At 71.8% G+C, this 24,099-nt stretch carries 18 protein-coding genes and 1 riboswitch; of the genes, 8 read left to right on the forward strand and 10 right to left on the reverse strand.

What is annotated here, in order from left to right; all coding sequences use genetic code 11:
• Positions 1-58: 58 nt before the first annotated feature.
• Positions 59-883: an ABC transporter permease gene (locus RAN62_RS26915; protein ID WP_305787548.1), complete on the reverse strand. Its 825-nt coding sequence runs from the start codon at positions 881-883 to the stop codon at positions 59-61.
• On the reverse strand, positions 880-3,630 hold the full coding sequence (locus RAN62_RS26920; RefSeq protein WP_305787549.1) for an alpha/beta fold hydrolase: 2,751 nt from the start codon (positions 3,628-3,630) through the stop codon (positions 880-882). Before RAN62_RS26920 ends, RAN62_RS26915 begins: the two co-directional genes overlap by 4 nt.
• A gap of 74 nt (positions 3,631-3,704) precedes the next feature.
• Here RAN62_RS26920 and RAN62_RS26925 point away from each other — a divergent pair, with 74 nt between their 5' ends.
• Positions 3,705-5,933, forward strand: a complete 2,229-nt coding sequence (locus RAN62_RS26925; RefSeq protein WP_305787550.1) for an AAA family ATPase — start codon at positions 3,705-3,707, stop codon at positions 5,931-5,933.
• Here the strand turns inward: RAN62_RS26925 and RAN62_RS41435 are convergent.
• From RAN62_RS41435 to RAN62_RS26940, 3 genes are read right to left on the reverse strand one after another with little or no spacing between them, the layout of a single operon-like run.
• Complete coding sequence (locus RAN62_RS41435) at positions 5,930-6,286, reverse strand: DUF3263 domain-containing protein (protein ID WP_438874555.1); 357 nt, start codon at positions 6,284-6,286, stop codon at positions 5,930-5,932. The two genes, RAN62_RS26925 and RAN62_RS41435, sit on opposite strands and share 4 nt — an antisense overlap.
• An 8-nt stretch (positions 6,287-6,294) precedes the next feature.
• The gene (locus tag RAN62_RS26935; RefSeq protein WP_305787551.1) at positions 6,295-7,302 is read right to left on the reverse strand and encodes an ABC transporter permease; all 1,008 of its coding nucleotides are present in this window, start codon (positions 7,300-7,302) and stop codon (positions 6,295-6,297) included.
• On the reverse strand, positions 7,299-8,288 hold the full coding sequence (locus tag RAN62_RS26940) for an ATP-binding cassette domain-containing protein (protein ID WP_305787552.1): 990 nt from the start codon (positions 8,286-8,288) through the stop codon (positions 7,299-7,301). Before RAN62_RS26940 ends, RAN62_RS26935 begins: the two co-directional genes overlap by 4 nt.
• 95 nt (positions 8,289-8,383) lie before the next feature.
• On the opposite strand from RAN62_RS26940, the gene RAN62_RS26945 reads away from it, so the two are divergent.
• From RAN62_RS26945 to RAN62_RS26960, 4 genes are all read left to right on the forward strand, one after another.
• Positions 8,384-8,929 carry a winged helix-turn-helix domain-containing protein gene (locus RAN62_RS26945; RefSeq protein WP_305787553.1) on the forward strand — a complete coding sequence of 182 codons (546 nt, stop codon included), beginning with the start codon at positions 8,384-8,386 and terminating at the stop codon, positions 8,927-8,929.
• Entirely contained in the window at positions 8,926-10,128 is a 1,203-nt protein-coding gene (locus RAN62_RS26950) for an MFS transporter (RefSeq protein WP_305787554.1), read from the forward strand. The genes RAN62_RS26945 and RAN62_RS26950 overlap by 4 nt, the downstream gene beginning before the upstream one ends.
• Before the next feature lie 50 nt (positions 10,129-10,178).
• A riboswitch (SAM riboswitch) is annotated at positions 10,179-10,308 on the forward strand.
• Between the two features lie 10 nt (positions 10,309-10,318).
• The gene (thrC, locus tag RAN62_RS26955) at positions 10,319-11,602 is read left to right on the forward strand and encodes a threonine synthase (RefSeq protein ID WP_305787555.1); all 1,284 of its coding nucleotides are present in this window, start codon (positions 10,319-10,321) and stop codon (positions 11,600-11,602) included.
• A gap of 243 nt (positions 11,603-11,845) precedes the next feature.
• On the forward strand, positions 11,846-12,799 hold the full coding sequence (locus tag RAN62_RS26960; RefSeq protein WP_305787556.1) for a GNAT family N-acetyltransferase: 954 nt from the start codon (positions 11,846-11,848) through the stop codon (positions 12,797-12,799).
• Here RAN62_RS26960 and RAN62_RS26965 read toward each other — a convergent pair.
• From RAN62_RS26965 to RAN62_RS26975, 3 genes are read right to left on the reverse strand one after another with little or no spacing between them, the layout of a single operon-like run.
• A complete protein-coding gene (locus RAN62_RS26965) occupies positions 12,738-13,199 on the reverse strand; it encodes a hypothetical protein (protein WP_305787557.1) in 462 nt (153 codons plus the stop codon). The two genes, RAN62_RS26960 and RAN62_RS26965, sit on opposite strands and share 62 nt — an antisense overlap.
• Before the next feature lie 20 nt (positions 13,200-13,219).
• On the reverse strand, positions 13,220-13,819 hold the full coding sequence (locus RAN62_RS26970) for a GNAT family N-acetyltransferase (RefSeq protein WP_305787558.1): 600 nt from the start codon (positions 13,817-13,819) through the stop codon (positions 13,220-13,222).
• A 50-nt stretch (positions 13,820-13,869) separates the two neighbouring features.
• The gene (locus tag RAN62_RS26975) at positions 13,870-17,517 is read right to left on the reverse strand and encodes a bifunctional glycosyltransferase/CDP-glycerol:glycerophosphate glycerophosphotransferase (RefSeq protein ID WP_305787559.1); all 3,648 of its coding nucleotides are present in this window, start codon (positions 17,515-17,517) and stop codon (positions 13,870-13,872) included.
• Between the two features lie 545 nt (positions 17,518-18,062).
• Between RAN62_RS26975 and groL the strand changes: the two genes are divergently transcribed.
• On the forward strand, positions 18,063-19,685 hold the full coding sequence (groL, locus tag RAN62_RS26980) for a chaperonin GroEL (RefSeq protein WP_305787560.1): 1,623 nt from the start codon (positions 18,063-18,065) through the stop codon (positions 19,683-19,685).
• A gap of 110 nt (positions 19,686-19,795) precedes the next feature.
• Positions 19,796-20,509, forward strand: coding sequence for a MarR family winged helix-turn-helix transcriptional regulator (locus RAN62_RS26985; protein ID WP_305787561.1), 714 nt, complete (start codon positions 19,796-19,798; stop codon positions 20,507-20,509).
• Positions 20,510-20,528: 19 nt separating this feature from the next.
• Here the strand turns inward: RAN62_RS26985 and RAN62_RS26990 are convergent, their stop codons facing one another.
• Together RAN62_RS26990 and RAN62_RS26995 are read right to left on the reverse strand one after the other, a co-directional pair.
• Positions 20,529-21,083: a carboxymuconolactone decarboxylase family protein gene (locus RAN62_RS26990; RefSeq protein WP_305787562.1), complete on the reverse strand. Its 555-nt coding sequence runs from the start codon at positions 21,081-21,083 to the stop codon at positions 20,529-20,531.
• Between the two features lie 454 nt (positions 21,084-21,537).
• Positions 21,538-22,791 (reverse strand): Gfo/Idh/MocA family protein, encoded by a 1,254-nt coding sequence (locus tag RAN62_RS26995; RefSeq protein ID WP_305787563.1) that lies wholly within the window; start codon positions 22,789-22,791, stop codon positions 21,538-21,540.
• 74 nt (positions 22,792-22,865) lie between these two features.
• On the opposite strand from RAN62_RS26995, the gene RAN62_RS27000 reads away from it, so the two are divergent.
• Entirely contained in the window at positions 22,866-23,993 is a 1,128-nt protein-coding gene (locus RAN62_RS27000) for an ROK family transcriptional regulator (protein ID WP_305787564.1), read from the forward strand.
• Positions 23,994-24,099: the final 106 nt, after the last annotated feature.

Here is a 24,099-nt window from a genome sequence, read left to right on the forward strand (position 1 = left end):
TCGGCTTCCGAGTATCGCCGACTTTCCCGGAAGCACAAAGCCGTTTATCGACACCGATTCAGGAAGTCACGTCCTTGCGGGTGAAGCGGTAGAACGCCAGCCCCCAGAAGAGCGCTGCGTAACAAACCGCCGACAGCGCCCCCTTCACCATGTCGTCGGTCTGGGTCGGCGTGGACAGGAGGCCCAGCCAGGCCTGGCTGTAATGAGTGGGCAGGAACGACCGGATCACCCCGAGCGCCTCGATCTGGTCGAGGATGCTCGACAGGATCCACAGCAGGACGGCCCCGCCCACGGCCCCCAGCGCCGCGTCGGTCGCGACCGACAGGAGGAAGGCGAGGCCGGCGACGCCGAGGAGGATCACCGCGAGATAGGCGAGGATGCCCAGGAGCCGGAGGAAGCCGTCGCCCGCGGGGATGGAGGCGGCGACCGTGCTGCCGAGGGGGTGCCAGCCGTAGCGGAGGGTGCCGGCGAGCAGGGCCGTTCCGGCCAGGGTGAGCAGGGCCGTCAGTGAGTAGCCCAGGGCGACGAGGAGCTTCACGGTGAGCAGGCGGGCGCGGGGCACCGGGATCGCCAGCAGGTAGCGGAGGCTGCCCCAGCTTGCCTCGGAGGCCACCGTGTCGCCGAAGAAGAGGGCGACGACGACGATGAGCAGGAAGTTCGACGAGACCAGCAGCGTGAACAGGGTGAAGTTGAGGCCGCCCGAGGTGGCCAGGTCGACCAGGGACGAGAAGGCGCCGCCGCCGTTGTCGTCGTCGTCCCCGCCGCCGAACTCGAAGGCGACGAGCACGATCAAGGGCAGCAGGACCATGAAACCCAGGGCCAATTGGGTACGCCGCCGCGACGCCTGACGTCGTACCTCGGCTGCGAGGGGGAGTGTGCTCATCGGTCACCACTTCCGCGGGAGTTGTCGCCGACCAGGGCGAGGAAGGCGTCCTCGAGGCGGCGGCGGGGCACCACCCGGTCGACGCCGACGCCGGCCTTGACGAGGGAGGCCACCACCTCTTCGCGCGGGGTGCCGTTGGTGTCCACGATCAGCGAGGAGCCTTCCGGGCGGACCGAGAGGGAGAGACCGGCGAGGGCCGCGGTGGCCGCGTCCACGTCAGAGACGCCGACCTGGATGGACGGGGACTCGCCGACGATGTCCTCGACCGGGCCGGACGCGACGATGCGGCCCTTGTTGACGACGACGGCGTGGGTGCAGGTCTGTTCCACCTCGGCGAGGAGGTGGCTCGAGACCAGGACCGCGCGGCCGTCCGTGGCGTAGCGGCGCAGCACCCGGCGCATCTCGGCGATCTGAGGCGGGTCGAGGCCGTCCGTCGGCTCGTCGAGGACGAGCAGCTCCGGCAGGCCGAGCATGGCCTGGGCGATGGCGAGACGCTGGCGCATGCCGTGGCTGTACGACTTGGTGCGCCGGTGCACCGAGTTGCCCAGCCCGGCGATCTCCAGCGCCTCGTCGAAGCGGGCCTCCTCGACCGGCCGGCCGGTGGCCCGCCAGTACGCCAGCAGGTTCTCGTACCCGCTGAGGTGCGGCAGGAAGCCGGGGCCCTCGACCAGCGCACCCACCCGGCGCAGCACCGGCGCGCCGGGCACCAGCCGCTCGCCGAAGACCAGGGCGTCGCCGCCGCTCGGCATGGTCAGGCCCATGAGCACCCGCAGCGTGGTCGTCTTGCCGGCGCCGTTGGGTCCGAGCAGCCCGACGACCTGTCCGCGCTCGACGCGGAAGTCGACCTGCTCCACGGCGACGAACCCGTCGTTGTACGCCTTCCGCAGCCCGCGCACGACGAGCGGCACATCCGACAAGTCGGAAACGCGCGCCGGAGCGCGCCGGCGTCGCGCCACGAGCACCGCCACGACCACGGCAACGATCAAAGCTACGACGACGCCGAGCAGGATCCAGCGCCAGACGACCTGAGGGTTGGCGATGGGTGTACCGACCAGCGTCGGCAACGTGACGTCCGGGGACACCGCGACGGTGTAGACCGCCGGGTCCGCCGGAGTCAGGAACGCCTGATCGGAGGAGGCGACCACCACCCGTACCGTGTGGCCCTTGTCGATCCGGCGCACGATCGCCGGCAGCGTGACGGTGACCGGCTGGGCGTCCTCGACGGTGGCCGGCAGGCCGGTGAGCCGGACCGGCGCGACCAGGCCGCCGCTCAGCGTGGCCGTGCCGTCGGCGCCGACGTCGTAGAGCTTGACGAACACGGTCGCCGACCCGCTTGCCGAGGCCACCCGCACCTGCACGGACGGCGCCCCGGCCACCTCGATGGCCTCGGTCACGGGCACGGACTCGAAGGTGGCGTGCTGCCCCGGGAGGTCGCCGGCGACGCCTCCGAGGAGCGAGCTGAGCTGGCCCCCGACGCCCGGCAGGGAGGAGATCGCGCCTGGATTGCCATTGGGCGGGCTCGCGACGCGCTGCGCGGACCCGGAGACACTTATCCGCGTACGCCCGGAGCCCGCCAGCCCCGGGTACGCCACATCCGAGTACCCGTTCGTCACCAGCCCCCGGTCGAGGGCGCTGAACCCGGCCACCCTCGAGTACGTGAAGCTCGTCGCCGGCGCCGCCCCGGAGCCCTTGACGTAGTGATCGAGCCACTGAACCGTGAGGGCTTCCGTACGGTCCTGATCGGTCTGTGGCCCGAGCCCGCCGTCGTGCCCGCCGGTGAACCACGCGACCCGCACCGGGGTGCCCGTGGCGGCGATCCCGCGCGCGTTGGCGTCCGCCTCGGACAGCGGGAAGAGCGTGTCGACGGCGCCCTGGATCAGCAGCGTCGGCGCCTTGATCTTGTCCAGCACGCCGGCCGGGCTCGACTTGGCCAGCAGGTCGGAGCTCGCCTTGTCCGGCGCCCCGGTCGTCGCCATCTTCAGATAAGCAGCACAGACGTCGGCCGCGAACCGCCCGCAAGCCGGATCCCCGGAAGCCGCAGCGGGGCCGGGAGAGGAGGAAGTCGCGGCAGGCGCAGGGGAGGCGGCGGCGGAAAGAGCGGACGACGAGCCGAAGAACAGGCCCGCCCAGGTCTTCTTGAAAACGCCGGGGACTCCGGTCCCGGCGGCGGACTGAGGGAAGAACGACGACTCCAGGCTGTTCCACGTGATCGACGGCGCGATCGCGTCCACCCGGCTGTCCTGCCCCGCCAGCAGCAGCGCCAGCCCCCCGCCGTAGGACCCGCCGACCACGCCCACCCGTGGATCCCCCGCCGCGTCGGTGCGCACCTCGGGCCGCGCGGCGAGCCAGTCGAGCAGCCGTTGCGCGTCCTTCACCTCGTAGTCGGGACTGTCGAGGTGGATCTCCCCGCCGCTGGCCCCGAACCCCCGCGCCGTCCACGTGAGCACGGCGTAGCCCCGGTCCGCGAGCTTTTCGGCCGTGTCGGCGACCGAGTTCTTCGTACCCCCGAAGCCGTGCGCGAGCAGGACGGCCGGGACCTTTCCGTCCCGGTCCTTCGGCAGGTAGAAGCGGGTGTCGAGGGTGACCGGCTCGGTGCCGGAGGGGCCGGACAGCACGGTCAGCCGCTCGTCGGCGGCCGTCCACGACGTGGGTGACGGCAGCGCCGCCCAGGTGACCAGGGCGGCGACCAGCACGAGAACCGCGGCACCCGCCATGATCCGGCGCGGTGTCGGGCGGGGCAGAGGCATGTGATCACGCTATAGCGATGCCACTGAGTGATCGCTGTGAAGTGGCATGCGGCGCTAGCGTGTCAGCAGAAGTGATGACCGCAACGAAAGGCCGCCGCGTGCCCGACGATCTGACCCTGACCGTGCACGAGCGCCCCGGGCAGCTGCCCCGCCGCGGCATCGTCCGCCTGCACCCCGAGGTCATGGCCGCGCTGGCGGTCAATCCGGGCGATCCGCTGCGGCTGACCGGCCGGCGCACCACCGCGGGCATCGCGGCCCGGGCGGAGGCCGGGGCCAGCCGGGCCGCCCTCTATGCCGACGATCTGACCATCGGCAACCTGCGGCTGCGCGACGGCGACGAGGTGACCGTCACGCCGATCCCGGTGGTGGCCGCGCGGCGGGTCACGCTGGCCGGGCCGCCGGAGATCACGGCCGTGGTCACCCACGAGATGCTGCGCCTGGCGCTGCTCGGCAAGGTCGTGACCACGGGCGACGACGTGTCGCTGCTGCCGCAGGACGTGCCGCCGCAGGCCGGGCACCGGGCGCTGGTCGAGGGCGCGCGCCGCAGCCTGGCCAACCGCGTGGGCTTCCGCTGGACCAGCGAGCTGCTGCAGGTCGTCGCGGTCGAGGACGCCGACTCCGCGCTGGTCACGATGGACACGGTGGTCGGGTGGCAGGGCCGCGACGCCACCGTACGCACGGAGCAACCGCCCGTGGCGGCCCCCGCCCAGCCCGCCTCCACCGACCCGGACACGCCCCCGCCCAGCCTCGACGACCTGCCGGGGTTGCGCACCCAGGCCGACGAGCTGACCGAGCTGCTCGACCTGGGCTTCAACCATCGGGAAGTGCTCAGCAAGCTCGGCACCACCGTGGCCCTGGGCGTCCTGGTGACCGGCCCCGCGGGGTCAGGAAAATCGGCATTGGTCCGGGCCGTCGCGGCGGGCGTGGGCGCCCAGGTACGCGCGATCTGGGGCCCCGAGCTCGCGGCGCTCACCAACGACGCGGCGGCGACCCGGTTGCGTGACGCCGCCCGGGAGCTCGCGGCCGGCGGGCCCGCCGTGCTCCTGATCAGCGACGTCGAGGCGCTCGCCCCGCGCGACGAGCCCGGCCCGCTGGCCACGGTGTTCCGCCAGGTGCTGGCCGGTCTCGTGGAGTCGGGCGCGGCCGTGGTGTGCACCACGAGCCGCCCCGAGGCGGTGGACCCCGCGTTGCGGGCGCCGGACCTGCTGGCCGTACAGCTGGCGGTGCCCTTGCCCGACGCGGCGATGCGCCGGGAGCAGCTGCGGGTGCTGACGCGGGGGATGCCGCTGGCCGAGGACGTGCGACTGGACGACGTCGCCGGGCGTACCCCCGGATTTGTCGCCGCCGACCTGGGTGCGCTGGCCCGCGAGGCCGGGGTGCACGCGGCGCTGCGGCAGAAGGAGGCGGAGGCGCCGACCGTGGCCATGGCCGACTTCGAGGCCGCGCTCGACGTGGTGCGCCCGACGTCGATGGCCGAGTCCACGCTGGAGGTCGCGCAGGTCACGCTGGACGACGTCGGCGACATGGCCGAGGTCAAGGAGGTGCTGACCGAGTCGGTGCTGTGGCCGCTGACCTATCCGGACACGTTCGCCCGGCTCGGCGTGCAACCCCCGCGCGGCGTGCTGCTCTACGGGCCTCCCGGGTGCGGCAAGACCTACCTGGTCAAGGCCATCGCCGGTACGGGCCGAGCGAACGTCCTGTCGGTGAAGGGCGCCGAGCTGCTCAGCAAGTGGGTCGGCGACAGTGAGCGGGCCGTCCGCGAGCTGTTCCGCCGCGCCCGCGAGGCCGCCCCGACGCTGGTCTTCCTGGACGAGGTGGACGCGCTGGCTCCCACCCGCGGGCAGGCGACCGACGGCGGCACCACGGACCGGGTGGTGGCCGCGCTGCTGACCGAGCTGGACGGGGTCGAGGCCCTGCGCAACGTCGTGGTCATCGGGGCGACGAACCGGCCCGACCTGATCGACCCGGCGCTGCTGCGCCCGGGGCGGCTCGAGCGGCTGGTCTTCGTGCCGCCGCCGGACGCCGACGCCCGGGCCGCGATCCTGCGCGCCTCGGCGAAGTCGGTGCCGCTGGCCGGCGAGGTGGATCTGGCCGAGCTGGGGATGGAGCTGGAGGGCTTCTCGGCGGCGGACTGCGCGGCGCTGATCCGGGAGGCGGCGCTGGCGGCGATGCGCGAGTCCCTCGACGCGACGACGGTCACGGCCGAGCACGTCGCCGCGGCGCGCAAGCGGGTGCGTCCGTCGCTGGATCCCGTACAGGTGGCGTGGCTCGAGGCTTATGCCTCGACGCACAGCGCGGGTTAGCGGCGGCGGGTGCGGGCCCGGGTGGACCGCAGCCGCCGGAGCCGGCCCACCAGGACGGGGTCGTGCTCCAGGGCGGCGGGATTGTCGAGCAGCCCGTTGAGCAGCTGGTAGTAGCGGGTCGAGGAGAGGCCGAACGCGTCGCGGATGGCCTGCTCCTTGGACCCGGCGTGCTTCCACCACTTCTGCTCGAAAGCGAGGATCTGCGTCTCGCGCTCGGTCAGCGGCACGCGTTGGGCGGGCACCTGGGGCTCGTCAGGCTGCATGGCGGTTCCTCGCGGTGATAGGCAAGCCCCCGGGAGGGGGACCGTCGTAATAGTGGCAGCCGACGATCCCCTCCGCGCGTTGTCCGGCAGAAACTACATCATGTGATGTCTCGGCTACGGATGGACCAGAGGGCCAGGGCGACGATGAGGACCAGGATCCCGCCCAGCAGCCCGCCCGCCATCGGCCAGGTCAGCGTGAGGGTGTCCGGCTCGCACCCGGTCGGCGAGAAGTTGCACGCGTTCCAGTCCTCGAGCTTGACCTCCTTGAGCATCCAGGCGGAGAGCCACGCCGGGGCCAGATAGGCGTCCACGAACTTCGTGCCCGCCAGGGAGAGCACGGTCGCGAGTCCGACCTGGAGCACGGCGATCACGCCGATCGCGGCGCCCATGGCCACGGCGGTGTGCCGGCCGATCGAGGCGAGCCCGAAGCCGACCGCCCCGGCGACCAGCACGATCACCAGCCCGCGGAGCTCGGTGAGCGCCACCGACTGCCAGGCGCCCGCGGTCATGCCCTCCATCGAGCCCCGGAACTCCCCGATGAGCGCGAAGACGCCGGTCCAGAGCGCCGAGAGCACCACGGTCAGGACGGTGAAGACGCTCAGCAGCGCGAGCAGCTTGGTGCCGAGCACCTGCACCCGCTTAGGCCGCCACAGCAGCAGGTTCATCATGCCGCCGCTGTTCCACTCGGCGCCCACGTAGGACGCCCCGATCACGAACGCCGCGGCCGCCAGCAGGCTCGCCAGCACCACGACCATGGCCGGGAACGACTCCTCGAACTGGAACGTCGCCGGCTCGTACCACTGGGGGTCGAAGTCGGCCTGCTGCGGCTCGTACATGTCCGCGCAGTTCGACGGCCAGTTGCCGGCGTCCGGCGTGCCCTGCGCCGCCTCGCACGCCTGCTTGTCGGCCTTGGAACGCTCGACGGCGGCCTCGAACTCCTGCCGCGCCTCCGCCTGCGCGGCGGCAGCGGTCTCGGGGCCGCGCTTCTGGTTCGTCGCGCCCATGCCGACCGCCACCGCGGCCAGGATCAGCAGCACGCCGAGCAGGAAGAACTTCGTGAAGCGGCGCTTGGTGAGCCGCCGCGTCTCCGCCCTGAACAGACTCATCGGCCCCACCCGTTCGTGCTCCCGGCCGCCGACGCGACCGTCTGGTCCACCTGCCGGTGCTCGCCCTCGACCGGCGCGGTGCCGGTGAGCTCCAGGAAGACGCTCTCCAGGTCGGCGGTCACCGGGGCGAGCTCGCTGACGAAGACGCCCCGCGTGGCGAGCTCCCGGTTGATCGCGCTCGGCTGCGCGCCGGAGACCAGGAGGTGGTCGTTCTCGAGCGACACCTGCGCCCCGAGCTCACGGAGGAGATTGGCCACCGCCGGGAGGTCGGTCACGGTGTCCAGGCGTACGCGAACCGAGGCCGACGCGTTCGCCGCCAGCACCTCCGCCACCGAGCCCGCCGTCACCCGCCGCCCGGCCGCGATGATCGTCACCGAGTCGCAGATCAGCTGGATCTCGCCCAGGATGTGGCTGGACAGCAGCACGGTCATGCCCGACTCGGCGAGATTGCGCATCAGCGACCGCATCTCCCGGATGCCGCCGGGGTCGAGCCCGTTCGCCGGCTCGTCCAGGATCAACAGCCGCGGGTTCTTGAGCAGCGCCGACGCCACGGCCAGCCGCTGCTTCATGCCGAGCGAGTAACTCTTCACCCGGTCCTTGGCCCGGTCCCGCAGCCCGACGAGCTCGAGCACCTCGGTGACCCGCCGCTTGTCGACGCCGCCCGCGTCGGCCAGCAGGGCGAGGGTGTCCTGTGCGGAGAAGTTGCCGAAGAACTGCGGGCTCTCGACGATCGCGCCCACCGAGCCGGCCACCTCGGGCAGCGCCGCCGGCACCTCGCGGCCGAGCAGCACCATCCGGCCGCCGTCGGGGCGGATGAGCCCGAGCAGCGTACGCAGGGTGGTGGTCTTGCCCGAGCCGTTCGGCCCCAGGAAGCCGTGCACCTGCCCCGCCTCGACGACCATGTCGAAGCCGTCGAGGGCCCGGCGCACCCCCTTCCGGCTCTTGTAGGTCTTGCGCAGACCCGCTATCTCCAGGACGGCACTCAAGCCGCACCTCCCGCTCGGTGGTCATGACCTGCGTCACCTTACGCAGCGTGCGCCACCCCTTGCAAAGGCATCGTTGCAAAGACTACTTTGCATCCATGGAAGAGATGACTCTCGATCCGCACAAGCTGCGCGGGCTTGCCCATCCGCTCCGCGTGCGCCTGCTCGGCCTGCTGCGCGAGCAGGGCCCGTCGACCGCCAGCAAGCTGGCCCAGCGGCTCGGCCAGTCCAGCGGAGCGACCAGCTACCACCTGCGGCAACTCGCCGCGCACGGCTTCGTCACCGACGAGCCCGGCCGGGGCACGCAACGCGAGCGCTGGTGGCGGGCCGTGCACCGCTCGACCCACCTGGACGCGGCAACGGGCCGGGCGGACCCGGTCGCGGCCGAGGGCTACCTGCGGGCGATCGCCACGAGCTCCTACCGCCAGGTCGAGGACGCGATCTCCGAGCTGCCCACCCTGCCGCCCGAGTGGCAGGACGCGGTCAGCTTCAGCACCACCACCCGCCGCCTCACCGCGGCCCAGACGGCCGAACTGCGCGACCGTCTGCAGGCGCTGCTGGACGAATACCCGGCGGAGAGCGCCGCGGCGGACGCCGAGCCGGTGGTGGTGAACTGGCAACTCTTCCCCGTGGTCCGGCGATGAGACCGCTGCCCGGCCTCCTGGTCGCCGAGGCGGTGTCGATGGCCGGCAGCCGCGTCTCGACCGTCGCCGTGCCGTGGCTGGTGCTGACCACGACCGGCTCGGCCACCCGGACCGGCGTCGTCGCCTTCGCCCAGCTGCTGCCGTTCGTGCTGGCCGGCGTCGTGGGCGGTCCCCTGGTCGACCGGCTCGGCATCCGGCGCACCGCGATCGGGTCCGACCTGGCGAGCGCGATCACCGTGGGCTCGGTCCCGCTGCTGCAGGCCTCCGGCCACCTCTCGTACGGGATGCTGGTCGCCCTGATGGTCGCGGCCGGCGCGTGCGGCGGACTCGGCGACACCGCCAAGCGGGCCCTGCTGCCACGCGCGATCGAGGCGTCCGGGGCGACCCTGACCCGCGGCGCCACGCTCTACGACGGCATCGGCCGGGCCGCGATGCTGCTCGGCCTGCCCCTGGGTGGGATTCTCGTCGCCGCCGTGGGACCCGCGGGTGCGCTCGCCCTGGACGCGGGGTCGTTCGCCTTCTGCGCGTTGCTCACCGCCACGGTTGTCCGAATCACCGAGATTCCCGTTGTCCCCGGCTCCTACGTCCGGGCCCTGGGCGACGGCTTCGCCTTTCTGCGGCGGGACACCGTCGTGCTGGCCGTGGTCGGGGTGCTGTTCTGGACGAATCTCGTCGATCAGGCGTACACGGTGGTGCTGGTTCCCGCCTGGGTTCGCGACCATGACCTGGATCCCGTGGCGATCGGACTGGTCGGCGGCGTCTTCGGGCTGGGCGCCGTCCTCGGCAACCTGGTCTTCCTGGCGCTCGCCTCGCGGCTGCCCCGGCGGGTGACGCTCGGCGTGTCCTTCCTGATCGCCGGGGCGCCCAGGCTCTTCGCGCTCGCCGGGGCCGGCACTCTGGCGCCCGTCCTCGCGGTCGCCTTCGGCGCGGGTCTCGCGGCCGCCACCCTCAATCCCATCCTGACCGCCGCCGGGTACGAGCGCATCCCCACCCATCTGCACGCCCGGGTCCTGGGTGTCGCCGTCGCGATCGGCTGGCTCGGCATTCCGCTCGGTGGCCTGCTCGGCGGGGTGGCGGTCGACGGGCTCGGGCTGCACGCGGCGCTCGTGACCGGTGGTGTCCTCTATCTCGTGGTCTCGCTGACGCCGTTCGTGCTGCCGCAGTGGCGGGCGTTAGATCTCGCTCACACCCTGAGATGACCCGGTGGCATTCCGGCGGCGGGGACGTAAGGTGGGCGTAACAACTGAATACCTCATCCAGAGGGGTAGAGGGACACGGCCCGACGACACCCCGGCAACCACCGCGCTCGACTCGACGACGAGGCAGAGGCACGGCAGGTGCTAATTCCGTCCCAGCCCGCGGGCTGGGAAAGATGAGAAGGAGCCTCGCATGACGTCGACGGTCGACGCCCCCACCACCACCTCCACCAGCCCCGCCCGCGCGCTTGTGTGCCGTGGTTGCGGCACCGAGTTCCCGCTCGCCGCGCAGCACGCTTGTTACGAGTGTTTCGGCCCGCTCGAGGTCGCCTACGACACCGAGGCGCTGGCCAAGGTGACGCGGGAGCAGATCGAGGCGGGTCCCCAGAACATCTGGCGTTACGCGGCGCTGCTGCCGGCCGGGCAGGACGCCGCCACCCGGGTCACGCTCGACCCCGGCATGACGCCGCTGGTGAGCGCGCCGGCGCTGGCCGCGGAGATCGGGCTGCGGGCGCCGCTGTGGGTGAAGGACGACTCGGCCAACCCGACGCACTCGTTCAAGGACCGGGTGGTGTCGGTGGCTCTCACCGCCGCCCGTGAGCTGGGCTTCACCCGCTTCGCCTGCGCGTCGACCGGCAACCTGGCCAACTCGGTCGCCGCGCACGCCGCCCGGGCCGGCGTCCCCTCGATCACGTTCATCCCCAGCGACCTCGAGCAGGGCAAGATCATCACCACCGCGGTGTACGGCGGGGAGCTGGTCGCCATCGAGGGCTCCTACGACGACGTCAACCGGCTGTGCGGTGAGCTCGTCGAGACGGACGAGTTCGAGGACACCGCGTTCGTCAACGTGAACGTCCGCCCGTTCTACGCGGAGGGCTCCAAGACGCTGGGCTACGAGGTGGCGGAGCAGCTCGGCTGGCGCATCCCGGCCCAGGTCGTCATCCCGATGGCGTCCGGCGAGCTGCTGACGAAGATCGACAAGGCCTTCAGCGAGCTGGTCGAGATCGGCCTGGTCGAGGCGCCCGAGGGCGGCTGGACCGTGTTCGGGGCGCAGTCGGCCGGCTGCAACCCGATCGCGACGGCCCTGCACGACGACCGCGACACGATCGTCCCGGTCAAGCCGACCGGCATCGCGAAGTCGCTGAACATCGGCGACCCGGCGGCCGGCGGCTACGCCATCGAGGCGGTCAAGCGGACGGGCGGCTGGATGGACTACGCCGGCGACGACGAGATCCGCGAGGGGATCCGGCTGCTCGCGCGTACGACCGGGGTGTTCGCCGAGACCGCCGGCGGGACCACCGTCGCCGTCCTCAAGAAGCTGGTCGAGAGCGGCAAGCTCGACCCCGAGAAGGAGACCGTCGTCTACAACACCGGCGAGGGCCTCAAGACGATCGACGCCGTGGCGGGCCTGGTCGGGCCGACGCACACGATCAAGCCGTCGCTGCGAGGCGCCCGCGAGGCCGGTCTCCTCGGCTGATCACGGTCGGTAATCAGTCCTCTGCCGACGGTCTAAATTACTTCCCAGGAGGGCTTGCGCACCGATCTCCGGATCGGCAGGATGCTCTACGCGGGAGGGCGCGACGCCGTACGAGACCCCCACCTCTGAGCTTGGAAACAATCTCGCCCGGGGGTCCAACGACCCGGTGCCGGAGGCGCCGTGCGCGCGCCCTCTCGACCAAATTCGATGGTGCGGCGCCCGGGGATGGACGACCATCCGCGGGTGCGCATCTCTCCTCTCACCCCGGCCGACCACGACGACGCCTATGCCGTGGCCCGCGCCTCCGGCGAGCACGAGACGCCGGACATCCCCTTCTGGTCCCGCGCCGGTTTCCTCGGTCGCATCGAGGCCCAGTGGCCCGGTTTGACCTACGAGTTCTTCCTCGCGCGGCTCGACGACGGCACGCCGGCCGGCTATCTCGAGGCGGCCTTCCCGGAATCCGGGAGCGCGGTCAATCTGCATCTCGCCGTGCACCCGGGCCGGCGGCGGCGCGGAGTAGGGCGGGCCCTTTACGCACTCGCCGTCGAGCGCGCCCGTGCCCTCGGCCGCAAGCACCTGATCGCCGCGGCTGTCGACCGGCTGCCGGACGGCCCGGCCTTCGCCGCCGCCATGGGTGCCGCCCCGGGGTTGCCCGAGATCCGCAGCCGGCTAAACGTGGCCGACGCCGTGGCCGCACCGCCCGTCGCGGAGGGCTACCGCTTGGTGCAGTGGACCGACCACGCTCCCGGCGAGTACGTCGACGACGTCGCCTATCTCGACAGCCGCCTGCTGGCCGACGCGCCCACCGGGGATCTCGCGTGGGAGCCGGAGCAGGTCGACGCCGCGCGGATCCGCGAGTCCGAGCAGGCGATCATCCAGCGCAACCGCACGGCCTTCCACACCGGCGCCGTCCACGAGGAGTCCGACCGCCTGGTCGCCTGGACCTTCCTCATGTGCCCCGATGACGTCCGGTGGCAGGCGTGGCAGCAGATCACGCTCGTGGACCCGCCGCACCGGGGTCACGGGCTCGGCCTGGCCGTCAAGGCCGCCAACCTCGCCTACACCCGCGCCGCCCGGCCGGAGCTGCGGGCGATCGACACCTTCAACGCGGCGGAGAACGCCCCGATGCTGGCGGTCAACGAGGCGCTGGGCTACCGCCGGTGCGAGACTTGGGTGCAGTGGCAAGCAACGCTCTGAGCCTCGGCCGCAGGGGCAGCTCGCGATAGCCGCCGGGGGCCAAGCCGGCGCGCCGTTCGAACGTGTTGCGAGCGCCGTACGAGCCGGTGAGCGCCCACGACCAGCCACACGCCGCCCAGTACGCCGGCCAGAAGACGGGGCCCAGGCGGGCGTACTGATCGGCATGCCGGCTCTCGTGCGCGAAGAGCTCGGACCGGTCGGGATGCAGCAGCCAGGCCGCCGACCGCCGGGTGACGACGACCGAGCCGACGGTGAAGCAGGTCGCCGGGGGAAACCGGCGGCGGTAGCCCTCGGCGATCAGGATGCCGTCGCGGCCCCGGCGTAGACGGGCCCCGCTCAGCAGGGCGAGCGCGATGCCGGCCGCCGTGGTGCCGTTGACCGCGTTGACGAGCCCTCTCATGCCCCGTGGGATACCCGTTTTTACGCCCGGCGCCGCATTTGTAGTTCACGTAGGCCCGGAACGACCGGGTGCGGCACGCGCACGCCGGTGTCCTCGAAACCGATCCGCTCGTACGCCCGGACGGCCCGGTCGTTGCCCACGACGACCTCCAGCATCAGCTCGTTGCGCCCGCACGCCAGGGACCACTCGGCGACGGCGTCGACCAGCGCGGCGAGCACGCCCTGACCCCGGTGGGCGGGCGTGATGTAGACCGCGAAGACCACCGTGGCGCCGGGGTGCTCGGGCAGGGTCGTCCCGCCGGCGTGCCCGATGAGACGGCCGGTGCTTGTCCCGGCCCGCGCGAAACCGGCCGGCGTGGGGTCGGCCGGCGTGGGGTCGGCCGGCGCGAGGCCGGCCGGGCCGGTCGGGCCGGCGACGAACTGCGCGAGCTGGCTGCCCGTGGCCGCCTGCTCGATCCGGCGCCGGTAGTCGGCGTGCGAGCGGGCGGCCGCCTGCGCCAGCGTCTCCAGGAACGCCAGCGGGGTGTCGGCCAGCATCTCCAGGCGCAGGGCCCGCATCCGCGCCGCGTCCTCCGCCCGGACCCGGTGGACCGTGAGCGGAGGCGCGAGGGTGCTGGTCATGCTGCCTTGCCTACCCGCTGGCGAGCCGTCCGGCAACCGGGATGCCCGAATCAGGAGCCCAGCTCGAGCATCCGGTCGACCACCCGCCGCGTCGCCTCGCCGTCGTCCAGGTCGCAGAAGCGGGCCTGGAAGGCCTGCCGCTCCGCCGTGAACAGGCTCGGGTCCTGCGCCAGCTCCGCGAGCGACTTGATCACGTCGTCGGACGTCATCAGGAGTGGGCCCGGGGCCTCGCTCTCGAAGTCGAAATAGAAGCCGCGCAGCTTGTCCCGGTAGTGCTCGAGGTCATAGGTGAAGAGCAGGATGGGCCGGCCGGTGTTGGCGAAGTCGAACATCACCGAGGAGTAGTCGGTGATCAGCACGTCGGTGATGCAGAGCAGGTCGGCCATGTCCGGATAGGTGGACACGTCGATGACGAAGCCCGAGCCGTCGTCCGGGATCGGGTCGACGACGTTGGGGTGGCGGCGCACCAGCAGGACGTGGTCGTCGCCGAGCATCCGGCGGGCGGCGGCCAGGTCGAGCTGCATCGACATCTTGTAGCGGCCCTGGCCGTAGAACTCGTCGTCGCGCCACGTGGGGGCGTACAGGATGGCGCGCTTGCCCTCCGGGACGCCGACGTGGCGGCGGATCGAGGCGATCGTGGCCGGGTCGTTCTGGAAGAGGATGTCGTTGCGCGGATAGCCCGACTCGAGCATCTCCCCGGGGAACCGGAAGGCGCGCTGCAGGATCGGTGTGCTGAACCTGTTGGGCGAGACCAGGAACGTCCAGTTGGGCGTCTCCTTGGCGACCCGGGTCAGATAGTCGCGGTCGGCGTGCTTGACGTCGGTGACGTCGAAGGCGATCCGCTTGAGCGGGGTGCCGTGCCACGTCTGCACCACGACCTGGCCGGGGCGGCGCTGGAACCAGTCCGGCAGGTGCGAGTTGGTGACGATGTAACGCGCGGTGGCGAGCGCTTCGTACCACTCGGTGCCGCCGAGGCGGGCCGGGGTGAGCGAGTCGGGTGTCGCCGCCTGGCCGTCGCGGACCGTCACATATTGCGCCTCCAGCGGCAGGCCGCGGCGCAGCAGCTCCTCGTGCATGGCCTTGGGGCTGTCGCTGTACTGCCGGCCGCCGAAGCTCTCGAACAGCACGGCGTCGCGCAGCGGGCTGCGGCGCAGGGCGGCGGTGCGCTTGTTGCGCAGCTGATCCCGCGCGTACGCCCCCCGCTCCTCGATGCGCAGCACCGACCCGGCCCGCAGCGCCACGAAGTCGCCCTCGGACATCTCCAGCCGGAACTCGCGGTGGTCGTCGGGGGACAGCGACGGGCAGACGGACCGGACGGCGTTCGACACGACGAGGGTGGTCTTCGCGTACGCACCCCCGGCCCCGTGCGTCGTCAGGATGTCCCACAGCCCGGGGCGCAGCTCGACCGTGCCGCCCCACGACGGCACTTCGGCCGGGTTGAGCCGGGCGGTCCACCGGTCGCCCTCGGCGCTCACCGCGAAGGCGCGCTCGTCGGCGGCGCCCCGCATGCGCAGGATGATCTCCGGGACGCCGTCCTCGAGCCGGAAGTCGCCCGTCAGGACGAGCGTGCCGTCGGGCTCCCACTCGACGTGATTGGCCACCGGGCCCTGGGCGCGGGCGCAGAGCCAGAGGAAGCCACCCGCCGTACGCCGGACGAAGACGTGCCGGTCGAACATGCCGGACCGGGCCGTGGTGTGCGCGTCGGTCAGCAGGTGGGCCGACTGGGCGGTGCCCCCGGCGGTGTAGCTCAGCTGGATGCGCCAGCGGTCCATGGGGCCGCCGGGCGGCGGCATGACCGGCTCGCCGGCGTGCTCGAACGCCTTGGTCAGCGGCACCACGGCGGTGAAGGGCGTGCTGCCCTTGCGGGTCTCGCCGAACTCGACGCGGTGGGTCAGCTCGGGCACCTCGGGCACCCGGCACAGCTCGAGCGTGCCGTCGCTGGGCCGGGCCCCGATGATCTGGCCCTTGACGACGAGGCTCTCGCCCTCGAAGTGGACGCTGGTCGCCTTGGCCGCGGTCCGGTCGACGCGCAGCAGCAGGTTGGCGCCGTCGACGGACGGGGTCAGCTGGGTCGAGGCGTCGAGGTATTGCGGGGTGAGCCGCAGGCGGGACGGGTGCGGGCCGACCCGGAGCCTGTTCTTGCGCAGCTTGGTGCCGGCCAGGACGCCGACGGCGATGGTCCACCGGCCCTCGGTCCACCGGCCGCCCTGCTGCAGCGCGGCCGGGTCGACGGTGACCTCGAAGCCGGCCCAGTCGTAGGACTTGTCGGCGTGACTGGAGACCGCGGTCGCCTGCGGCTCGAGGCGGGGCGAGGCCGGCAGCGTCACGGTGCGCCCGGTGGCCCGCTCGCGCAGCCGCACGACCCGCATGGAGGTCCAGCGGGACGAGGCGGCCGTGCCGTCGATGAAGGCGAAGCCGCGCAGCACCAGCTTGCCGTCGCGCCACTCCAGCTCGGTGATCTGGCTCCGCAGCGCCGGGCGGCCCATCGCATAGAGCTCGCGCGGCACGCCCACCGCCGGGTCGTCGAGGAAGGGCAGCTCGGCGAAGCGCTTGTTGCCCTCGTGGCGGGTGCCGACGGGCATGCCGGGCCGGGTGGCCATGACGACCTCGAGCAGCTCGGTCAGCTTGTTCTGCCGGACGAGACTCCAGCAGACCGCGAACTTGGGCGGCAGGCCCTCGATCGTGCCCGGGCTGACCTTGGCCAGGAAGAGGTTGGCCTCGCGCATGAACGCGGCGCGGAACTCGTCGTCGGCGTCCGGCAGCGCGTTGAGCACGATGGCGAAGTCGTCGACCAGGACATTGGCGTCGTACGCCTGCTTGACCTCGCTCTGCTGGTGCTCGCCGAGGAAGGTGCTGACCCGCTCGACGGCGCGCAGCCGGTCGCCGGTCAGCTTCCAGTCGGTCTTGCGCTGGGTGATCGACTGCTCGCCGGCCTCGCGCTTGCGCCAGTAGTAGACCGGGACGTTGACGACGTCGACCGACTTGGCGACGGCGTGCGCGGTCAGCGCGATCGGCACGTCCTCGAAGACGACGCCCTCGGGGAAGGTCAGCTGGTTGGCGTCCCAGAACTCGCGGCGGAAGACCTTGTTCCAGACCGTGCGGTCCTTGAGCAGCGTGAGGCGCTTGCTGACATGGGTACGCAGGACGGTGCGCCCGAAGATCGGCGTGTGCATGGGCGACGCGGCGGCGCCCTTGGACGTCAGCGACCGGACGGCCCCGCAGGCGAAGTCGGAGCCGGTCGTCGCCAGCGTCGTCATGAGCATCTCGTACGCGTAGGGCGGCACCACGTCGTCGCCGTCGGCGAAGGTCAAGAACTCGCCTTGCGCGGCCGCGATGCCGACGTTGCGCGCCTTGCCCGGGCCGCCCTCGGCCTGGTGGATCACGCGGAAGCGCGAGTCCTTGCGGGCCCACTCGTCGGCGATGGCGGCCGTCCCGTCGACCGAGCCGTCGTCCACGACGACGACCTCGAGGCGCTGCCACGACTGGCGGGCCAGCGAGGCGAGACAGTCCTCCAGGAAGATCTCGATGTCGTGGGCCGGCACCACGACGCTCAGGAGCGGCTGCCCGCCGCCGGCTTCCGGCCGGGGCGACTCCGCGACCGAGTCGGTGACGCTGGGTGATCGCTGAGCCGGAATGCGCTGGCTCTCCGGCTCCCGTAGGTGGGCGCGCTCATCGGCGCCGACGATACGGTTGTCCACTCCGCTCACTCCTCAACCCGGCCCGCGCCGGATCGCCCTCGGTCCCTCGGCACGCACGGCCGCCCCCGCACGGTACACGCGCGGTCAACGTGTCGTTCGGGCCGCGTCCACCTGCGGCAACGGAAACTTAGCATTGATCTGTCCGGATTAAATCGGGCGAAAAGCTTAATCCGGACAGCTGATCTCCGCCTCCGGGCGTGTCTCACTCTTGCCTCGCCGCCGGTCCTCGCGGATCGTTCACGCATTGTGATCAACGAGGCATTGCGCCGCCGCCGCGGACCCGGCCGTTCTCCTTGCACTCGACCCCTGCGAGTGCTAAACAAGTCATTGGCACTCGCGAGTTGTGAGTGCCAGCAGGTCGGGACGGTGGGGTCACGGCCGCGGTGCTGCCATCGGCGCCGGGGCACAGGACCGGTCGTCGCGGGCTATCCGGCTCGGCCTGAGGACGTCGCATCGCCAGGTGGCGACGTCCACAGCGATTCTCGACGTGCGGAAAGCGGGCCGACGAGGCCCGGCGCCGCGAATGTCCAGGAGGACACAGCCGTATGGCCAAGATCATCGCATTCGACGAGGAAGCTCGTCGCGGCCTCGAGCGTGGCATGAACCAGCTCGCCGACGCCGTCAAGGTGACGCTCGGCCCCAAGGGCCGCAACGTCGTGCTCGAGAAGAAGTGGGGCGCTCCCACCATCACCAACGATGGTGTGTCGATCGCCAAGGAGATCGAGCTCGAGGACTCCTACGAGAAGATCGGCGCCGAGCTGGTCAAGGAGGTCGCCAAGAAGACCGACGACGTGGCCGGCGACGGCACGACGACGGCGACCGTCCTCGCCCAGGCGCTGGTCCGTGAGGGTCTGCGCAACGTCGCGGCCGGCGCGAACCCGATGGCTCTCAAGCGGGGCATCGAGGCCGCCGTCGCCAGCGTCTCCGAGGGCCTCTCGCAGCTCGCCAAGGACGTGGAGACCAAGGAGCAGATCGCCTCCACCGCCTCCATCTCCGCCGGTGACTCCACGGTCGGCGAGATCATCGCCGAGGCCATGGACAAGGTCGGCAAGGAAGGCGTCATCACTGTCGAGGAGAGCAACACCTTCGGCCTCGAGCTCGAGCTCACCGAGGGCATGCGCTTCGACAAGGGCTACATCTCGGCCTACTTCATGACCGACGCGGAGCGCATGGAGGCCGTCTTCGACGACCCCTACATCCTCATCGCGAACAGCAAGATCTCCGCGGTGAAGGACCTGCTCCCGGTGCTGGAGAAGGTCATGCAGGGCGGCAAGCCGCTCATCATCATCGCCGAGGACGTCGAGGGCGAGGCCCTCGCGACCCTGGTCGTCAACAAGGTCCGGGGCACCTTCAAGTCCGTCGCCGTCAAGGCGCCCGGCTTCGGTGACCGCCGCAAGGCCATGCTCGACGACATCGCCATCCTCACCGGCGGCACGGTCATCAGCGAGGAGGTCGGCCTCAAGCTCGACGCCGCCGACCTGAGCCTGCTGGGCCAGGCCCGCAAGGTCGTCATCACCAAGGACGAGACCACCATCGTCGACGGTGCCGGCAACGCCGAGCAGATCCAGGGCCGGGTCAACCAGATCCGCGCCGAGATCGAGAAGTCGGACTCCGACTACGACCGCGAGAAGCTGCAGGAGCGCCTGGCCAAGCTGGCCGGCGGCGTTGCGGTCATCAAGGTCGGCGCGGCCACCGAGGTCGAGCTCAAGGAGCGCAAGCACCGCATCGAGGACGCCGTGCGCAACGCGAAGGCGGCCGTCGAGGAGGGCATCGTGCCCGGCGGTGGCGTGGCCCTGGTGCAGGCCGGCAAGACCGCGTTCGACAAGCTGGACCTGGCCGGCGACGAGGCCACCGGCGCCAACATCGTCAAGGTCGCGCTCGACGCCCCGCTGCGTCAGATCGCCGTCAACGCCGGCCTCGAGGGCGGCGTCGTGGTGGAGAAGGTGCGCAACCTGGAGGCCGGTCACGGTCTCAACGCCGCCAACGGCGAGTACGTCGACCTGCTGGCCGCGGGCATCATCGACCCGGCCAAGGTCACCCGCTCGGCGCTGCAGAACGCCGCGTCGATCGCCGCGCTGTTCCTCACCACCGAGGCCGTCGTGGCCGACAAGCCCGAGAAGACCCCGGCCCCGGCCGGTGCCCCGGGCGGCGGGGACATGGACTTCTGAGTCCGGTCCCGGGCCCGGCCCGCCGCACGGCGGGCCGCAGCAAGGCATGAAAGCGGGTCGCCCTTCGGGGCGGCCCGCTTTTCGTTATCAGTGCCAACTAAGCTGGGGGGATGCCGCACGTTCCGGGGCTGCCGCCCGAGGCCCAGCTGCTGGCCGGCCTCGCCCGCCTCGGCCAGGCCGTGCGCATGGAGGCCATCCGCAACGCCGGCCCGCACAACCTGTCGCCGTTGCAGGCCGACATCGTCAGCCTCCTGCAGGGCAGCCGGGAGCCGTTGCGCCAGGGCGACATCGTCACCGCCCTGGCCTCCACCGCGCCGACCGTCTCCGACGCGGTGCGCGTGCTGCGGCGCAAGGAGCTGCTGGAAGCCGTCCGCGACCCCGGCGACGCCCGGGCCGTGCGGCTCAGCCTGACGCCGGAGGGCCAAGCCGAGGCGGGCCGCCTGGCGATCACGTCCGAGCGCCTGGGCAGCGCCGTCGCCACGCTGTCACCGGAGGACTTCACGGCCACGCTCCGCGGCGTCGTGACCCTGATGCGCGAGCTGCAGGACCGGCGCCTGATCCCGGTCTCCCAGATGTGCCTGACCTGCCGCTTCTTCGTCCGGGACGCCCACCCCGCCGCCACCGGGCGCCCCCACCACTGCAACTATGTCGACGCCCCGTTCGGCGACGCGGAGCTGCGGGTCACCTGCCCCGACCACGAACTGCCGGCGGCGGCTTCCGCGGCTTCCGCCGCTTCCGCGGCTTCCGCCGCTTCCGCCGCTTCCGCGGCTTCCGCCGCTTCCGCCGCTTCCGCCGCTTCCGGCGCTTCCGCCGCGGACGAGTGACCCGCGCGCCGCGGCCGGGTCAGTGGCCGATGCTGACGCCGGCCACCGGCGGGAAGTCCAGCGTCGTCTGCCCGACCGAGTTGAAATAGTTCGTGAAGGCGTTCAACGCGACCGCCGCCACGATCTCCCCGACCTCCCCGTCCGACCAGCCCGCCGCGCGAACCGCGTCCAGGTCCTGATCGCTGACAAAGCCCTTGGTCGCGATGACCTCCCGCGCGAAGACCAGGGCCGCCTCGGTCTTCGGATCGGACGCCTGAGCACTGCGCCCGGCCGCCAGATCCTCCGCCGAGACGCCGGCCTTCGCCCCGAGCACGGTGTGCGCGGCCAGGCAGTAACCGCAGTCGTTGGCCACGGCCGAGACCAGGGCGATCTGTTCCTGCACGGCAGCCGGCAGCAGCCCCTGCGACAGCGCCCCACTGAACTGCAGATACGCGTTCAGCGTGGCCGGCGACGCGGCCATCGCCCGCATCATGTTCGGCGTGACCCCAAGGGCGCGCTCGACCTTGCCGAGGAGGGCCCGAGCCTTCGGATCGGTGTCAGCGGCGGCCGGGTCGACGGTGGTGAGACGAGACATCGAACTTCTCCTTCGCTGATTGGCAGTGCCAACTATAGGCCGCAGACCGCCCCGCAGCGCAAGAACCGGCCACTGTGGCCCCCACGTCCGTCACCGCAGCTGCCTCGTCGCCCCGAAGGCTATGGACTGGCAGCGAAGAGGGGCCTGCTGTGGAAGCGCCTGTGAATAACTTGCGGCTGTGGATAGGCGCGGCCCACGAGCGAGTTGCCTGTTCCGGGGGGCCTTACTGGGGGAAGGAAGGCCAGCCGCTCGTTGCCTTGATCGATTCGACGAGGTTGTCGATGTCCACGGGTCCGTTCGTCTCCGCCATCAGTGTCTGTCCGACCCGGAGCGGCTCTGCTTCGGCCAGCCATCGTGGCCATCCGCCATCGGCGGAGCATGTCACACCACAACAGGTCCGGGCGCCCGGATGCGACGCGAGACCTGGACCACGCCATGAGAGGCAGGGCACGCCCTAATCGTCGAGGGTGATGACGGTGCCGGTCTGGCGGGCTTTTTCGGCGGCCCAGACGACTCGGTGGGTGGCGAGGCTCTGGGTGGCGTCCGAGGTGAGCAGGGACGGGTCGTGGGAGGAGACCGCGGCGAGGAAGGCTGCGATCAGGCCCTCGTCGCCGCCGCCGTGGCCGCCGGCGGCGTCGGGGCCGCCTTCGGTTGTTGCGGAGAGGGTGGTTTCGGTGCCGGTGCGGAAGTTGACGTAGCGGGCCGTGTGGCCGTCGCCGTCGAGGTAGCCGTGGGTGCCCAGGAGGCGGGTCTTGCGGTGTTCCATGGGTGTGAAGGCGCTCATGGTGAAGGCGCAGGTCGCGCCGTCGGGGAATTCCATGGTGACGACCTGGTGGTCGACGACGTCGTTGTCGCTGGCGTAGACACAGCGGCCGTACGGGCCCGTGCGCAGCGCTTCGAGCACGGCGGGCTCGGTGAACTCGTCGGTGATCGCGCCGAGCGGCCAGAAGTGCTGTTCCTCGTCGGCCAGGGCGGCCAGGTAGAACTTCGTGGCCGAGTACGGGCACGTCTGCTGGAGCGGGCAGTCGACGCACCGGTCGGCGGCGGTGGGCGGGCGCTCGGACGCGCGGAAGTGGGTGAGGCTGCCGAAGGAGCTGACCCGCCGGGGCGTACGCCCGAAGAGGTGGACCAGCCAGTCGATGTCGTGGCAGCTCTTGGTGAGCAGCATCGGGCCGGACTCGGCGGAGTTGCGCCAGTTGCCGCGGACGAAGGAGTGGGCGTGGTGCCACCAGCCGACCGGTTCGAGGTGCTGGACGCTCACGAGCCGGCCGATGAGCCCGTCGTCGAGGGCCTTCTTGAGCATGCGGGTGTACGGGGTGTAGCGCAGCACGTGACAGATGGCGAAGATGACGTTGTTGCGCAGGGCGGCGTCCGCGATGGCGACGGCTTCCGGCTCGGTCGGGGCCATCGGCTTCTCGAGGAGGATGTGGTAGCCGCGGTCGGCGAGCGCCACGGCGGGGCCGAGGTGCATGCGGTCCTGGGTGGCGATCACGGCGGCGTCGGCGAGGCGGGGCTGTGCGGCGAGGTCGGCCCAGTCCTCGTAGACCTGCTCCGCGGGGATGCCGAACTCCGTGGCCACCAGCTCGCGGCGGTGCCGGTCGGGCTCGGCGACGGCGACCACGCGGCCGTGACCGGAGGCGACCGCGTGCCGGGCGTACGCCTGGCCCCTCAGGCCGGCGCCGGCGAGGGCTAGAGTCACTGCGGGCATGGGTCCCTCCGGAAAGATACTCTGGAGTCCATGATTATTGGCGGCGGACGGCGTCGTTCACAAGGGGGGCCGGCTTGACCAGTGGCGGGGATCTGTCCCGGCTTCGTCAGCTCAACGCGCTGGCGGCGCTCAAGGTGCTCCGGGCCTCGGAGGGCGGCCTGACCCTCACCGAATTGTCGCGCCGCACGGGCCTGTCGCGGGCCTCGACCGAGGACGTCGTGCGCGATCTGCTCGGCCGGGGCTGGGTGGCCGAGGCGGAGCCGACGGCCGGCGGGGTCGGGCGGCCGGCGCGGCGCTACCGGTTCCGGGCCGACGCGGGCCGGCTGCTCGGCGTGGACATCGGCCGGCACGAGGTGCTTGCCCTGCTCACCGATCTGGACGGCGAGGTGCTGCACAGCCACCGGGTCACCGTCACGCCCGAGCTGGGGCGCAGCGAGCGGCTGGCGGCCACGGACCGGGTGGTGGGCGCGGTGCTCAAGGAGGCCGGCCTGAGCGGCGACCGCCTGTGGGCCAGCGGGGTCGCGACGACCGGGCTGGTCGACGGCACGGGCAAGGTCATGCTCTCGGAGGCGTTGCGCGAGTGGACCGGCGTGGACCTGGCGGCGCACGTCCACGGCCTGGTCGGCGGGCCGGTCCTGGTCGAGAACGACAGCAAGCTCGCGGCGCTGGCCGAGGGCTGGCAGGGGGTGGCGCGGCACTCGAAGAACGTCGTTTTCATCCTCTCCGGGGTGGCGACCGGCGTCGGGCTGATCATCGACGGCAAGCTGCACCGGGGCTTCGGCAACGCGGCCGGCGAGATCGGCGCGCTGCCCGCGGTGGGCTGGACCCGCGCCCCCGAGCACCTCACCTGGCCCGCGGGGGAGGACATCTTCGCGGCGGCCCGGGCGGGCGACCGGCGGGCCGCGGCGGCGCTCCGGAAGTACGTGAAGGATCTCGCGCTCGGCGTGTCCGCGCTGGTCCTGACGCTGGATCCGGAGCTGGTCGTGCTCGGCGGCGCCTTCTCGCCCGCGGCGGATCTCCTCGTCGGGCCGCTGCGCCAGGAGCTGGACCGCTGGTGCCTCCGCACGCCGGAGATCCGCGTCTCGGAGCTGGCCGGCCGGGGCGTGGCGCTCGGGGCGGTCAAGCTCGCGGCCGATCATATTGAGGCGGTTCTCGCCTCCAAGTCCGGTTTCACGTCGACCGACACGTTTTCCCGGACGTAAATGTTGATGAATCTGTAACAGTCCCAGGCCTTGCCATAATTTTACTGGTCCCCATGATAATTCCTCAAGCGCAGGACCGCCGGGCGACGGCGGGTGTCGGAGGGAC

Origin of the sequence: Symbioplanes lichenis (assembly GCF_030709675.1) — a bacterium.
In the GTDB taxonomy this organism is placed as follows: Bacteria; Actinomycetota; Actinomycetes; order Mycobacteriales; family Micromonosporaceae; genus Actinoplanes; species Actinoplanes lichenis.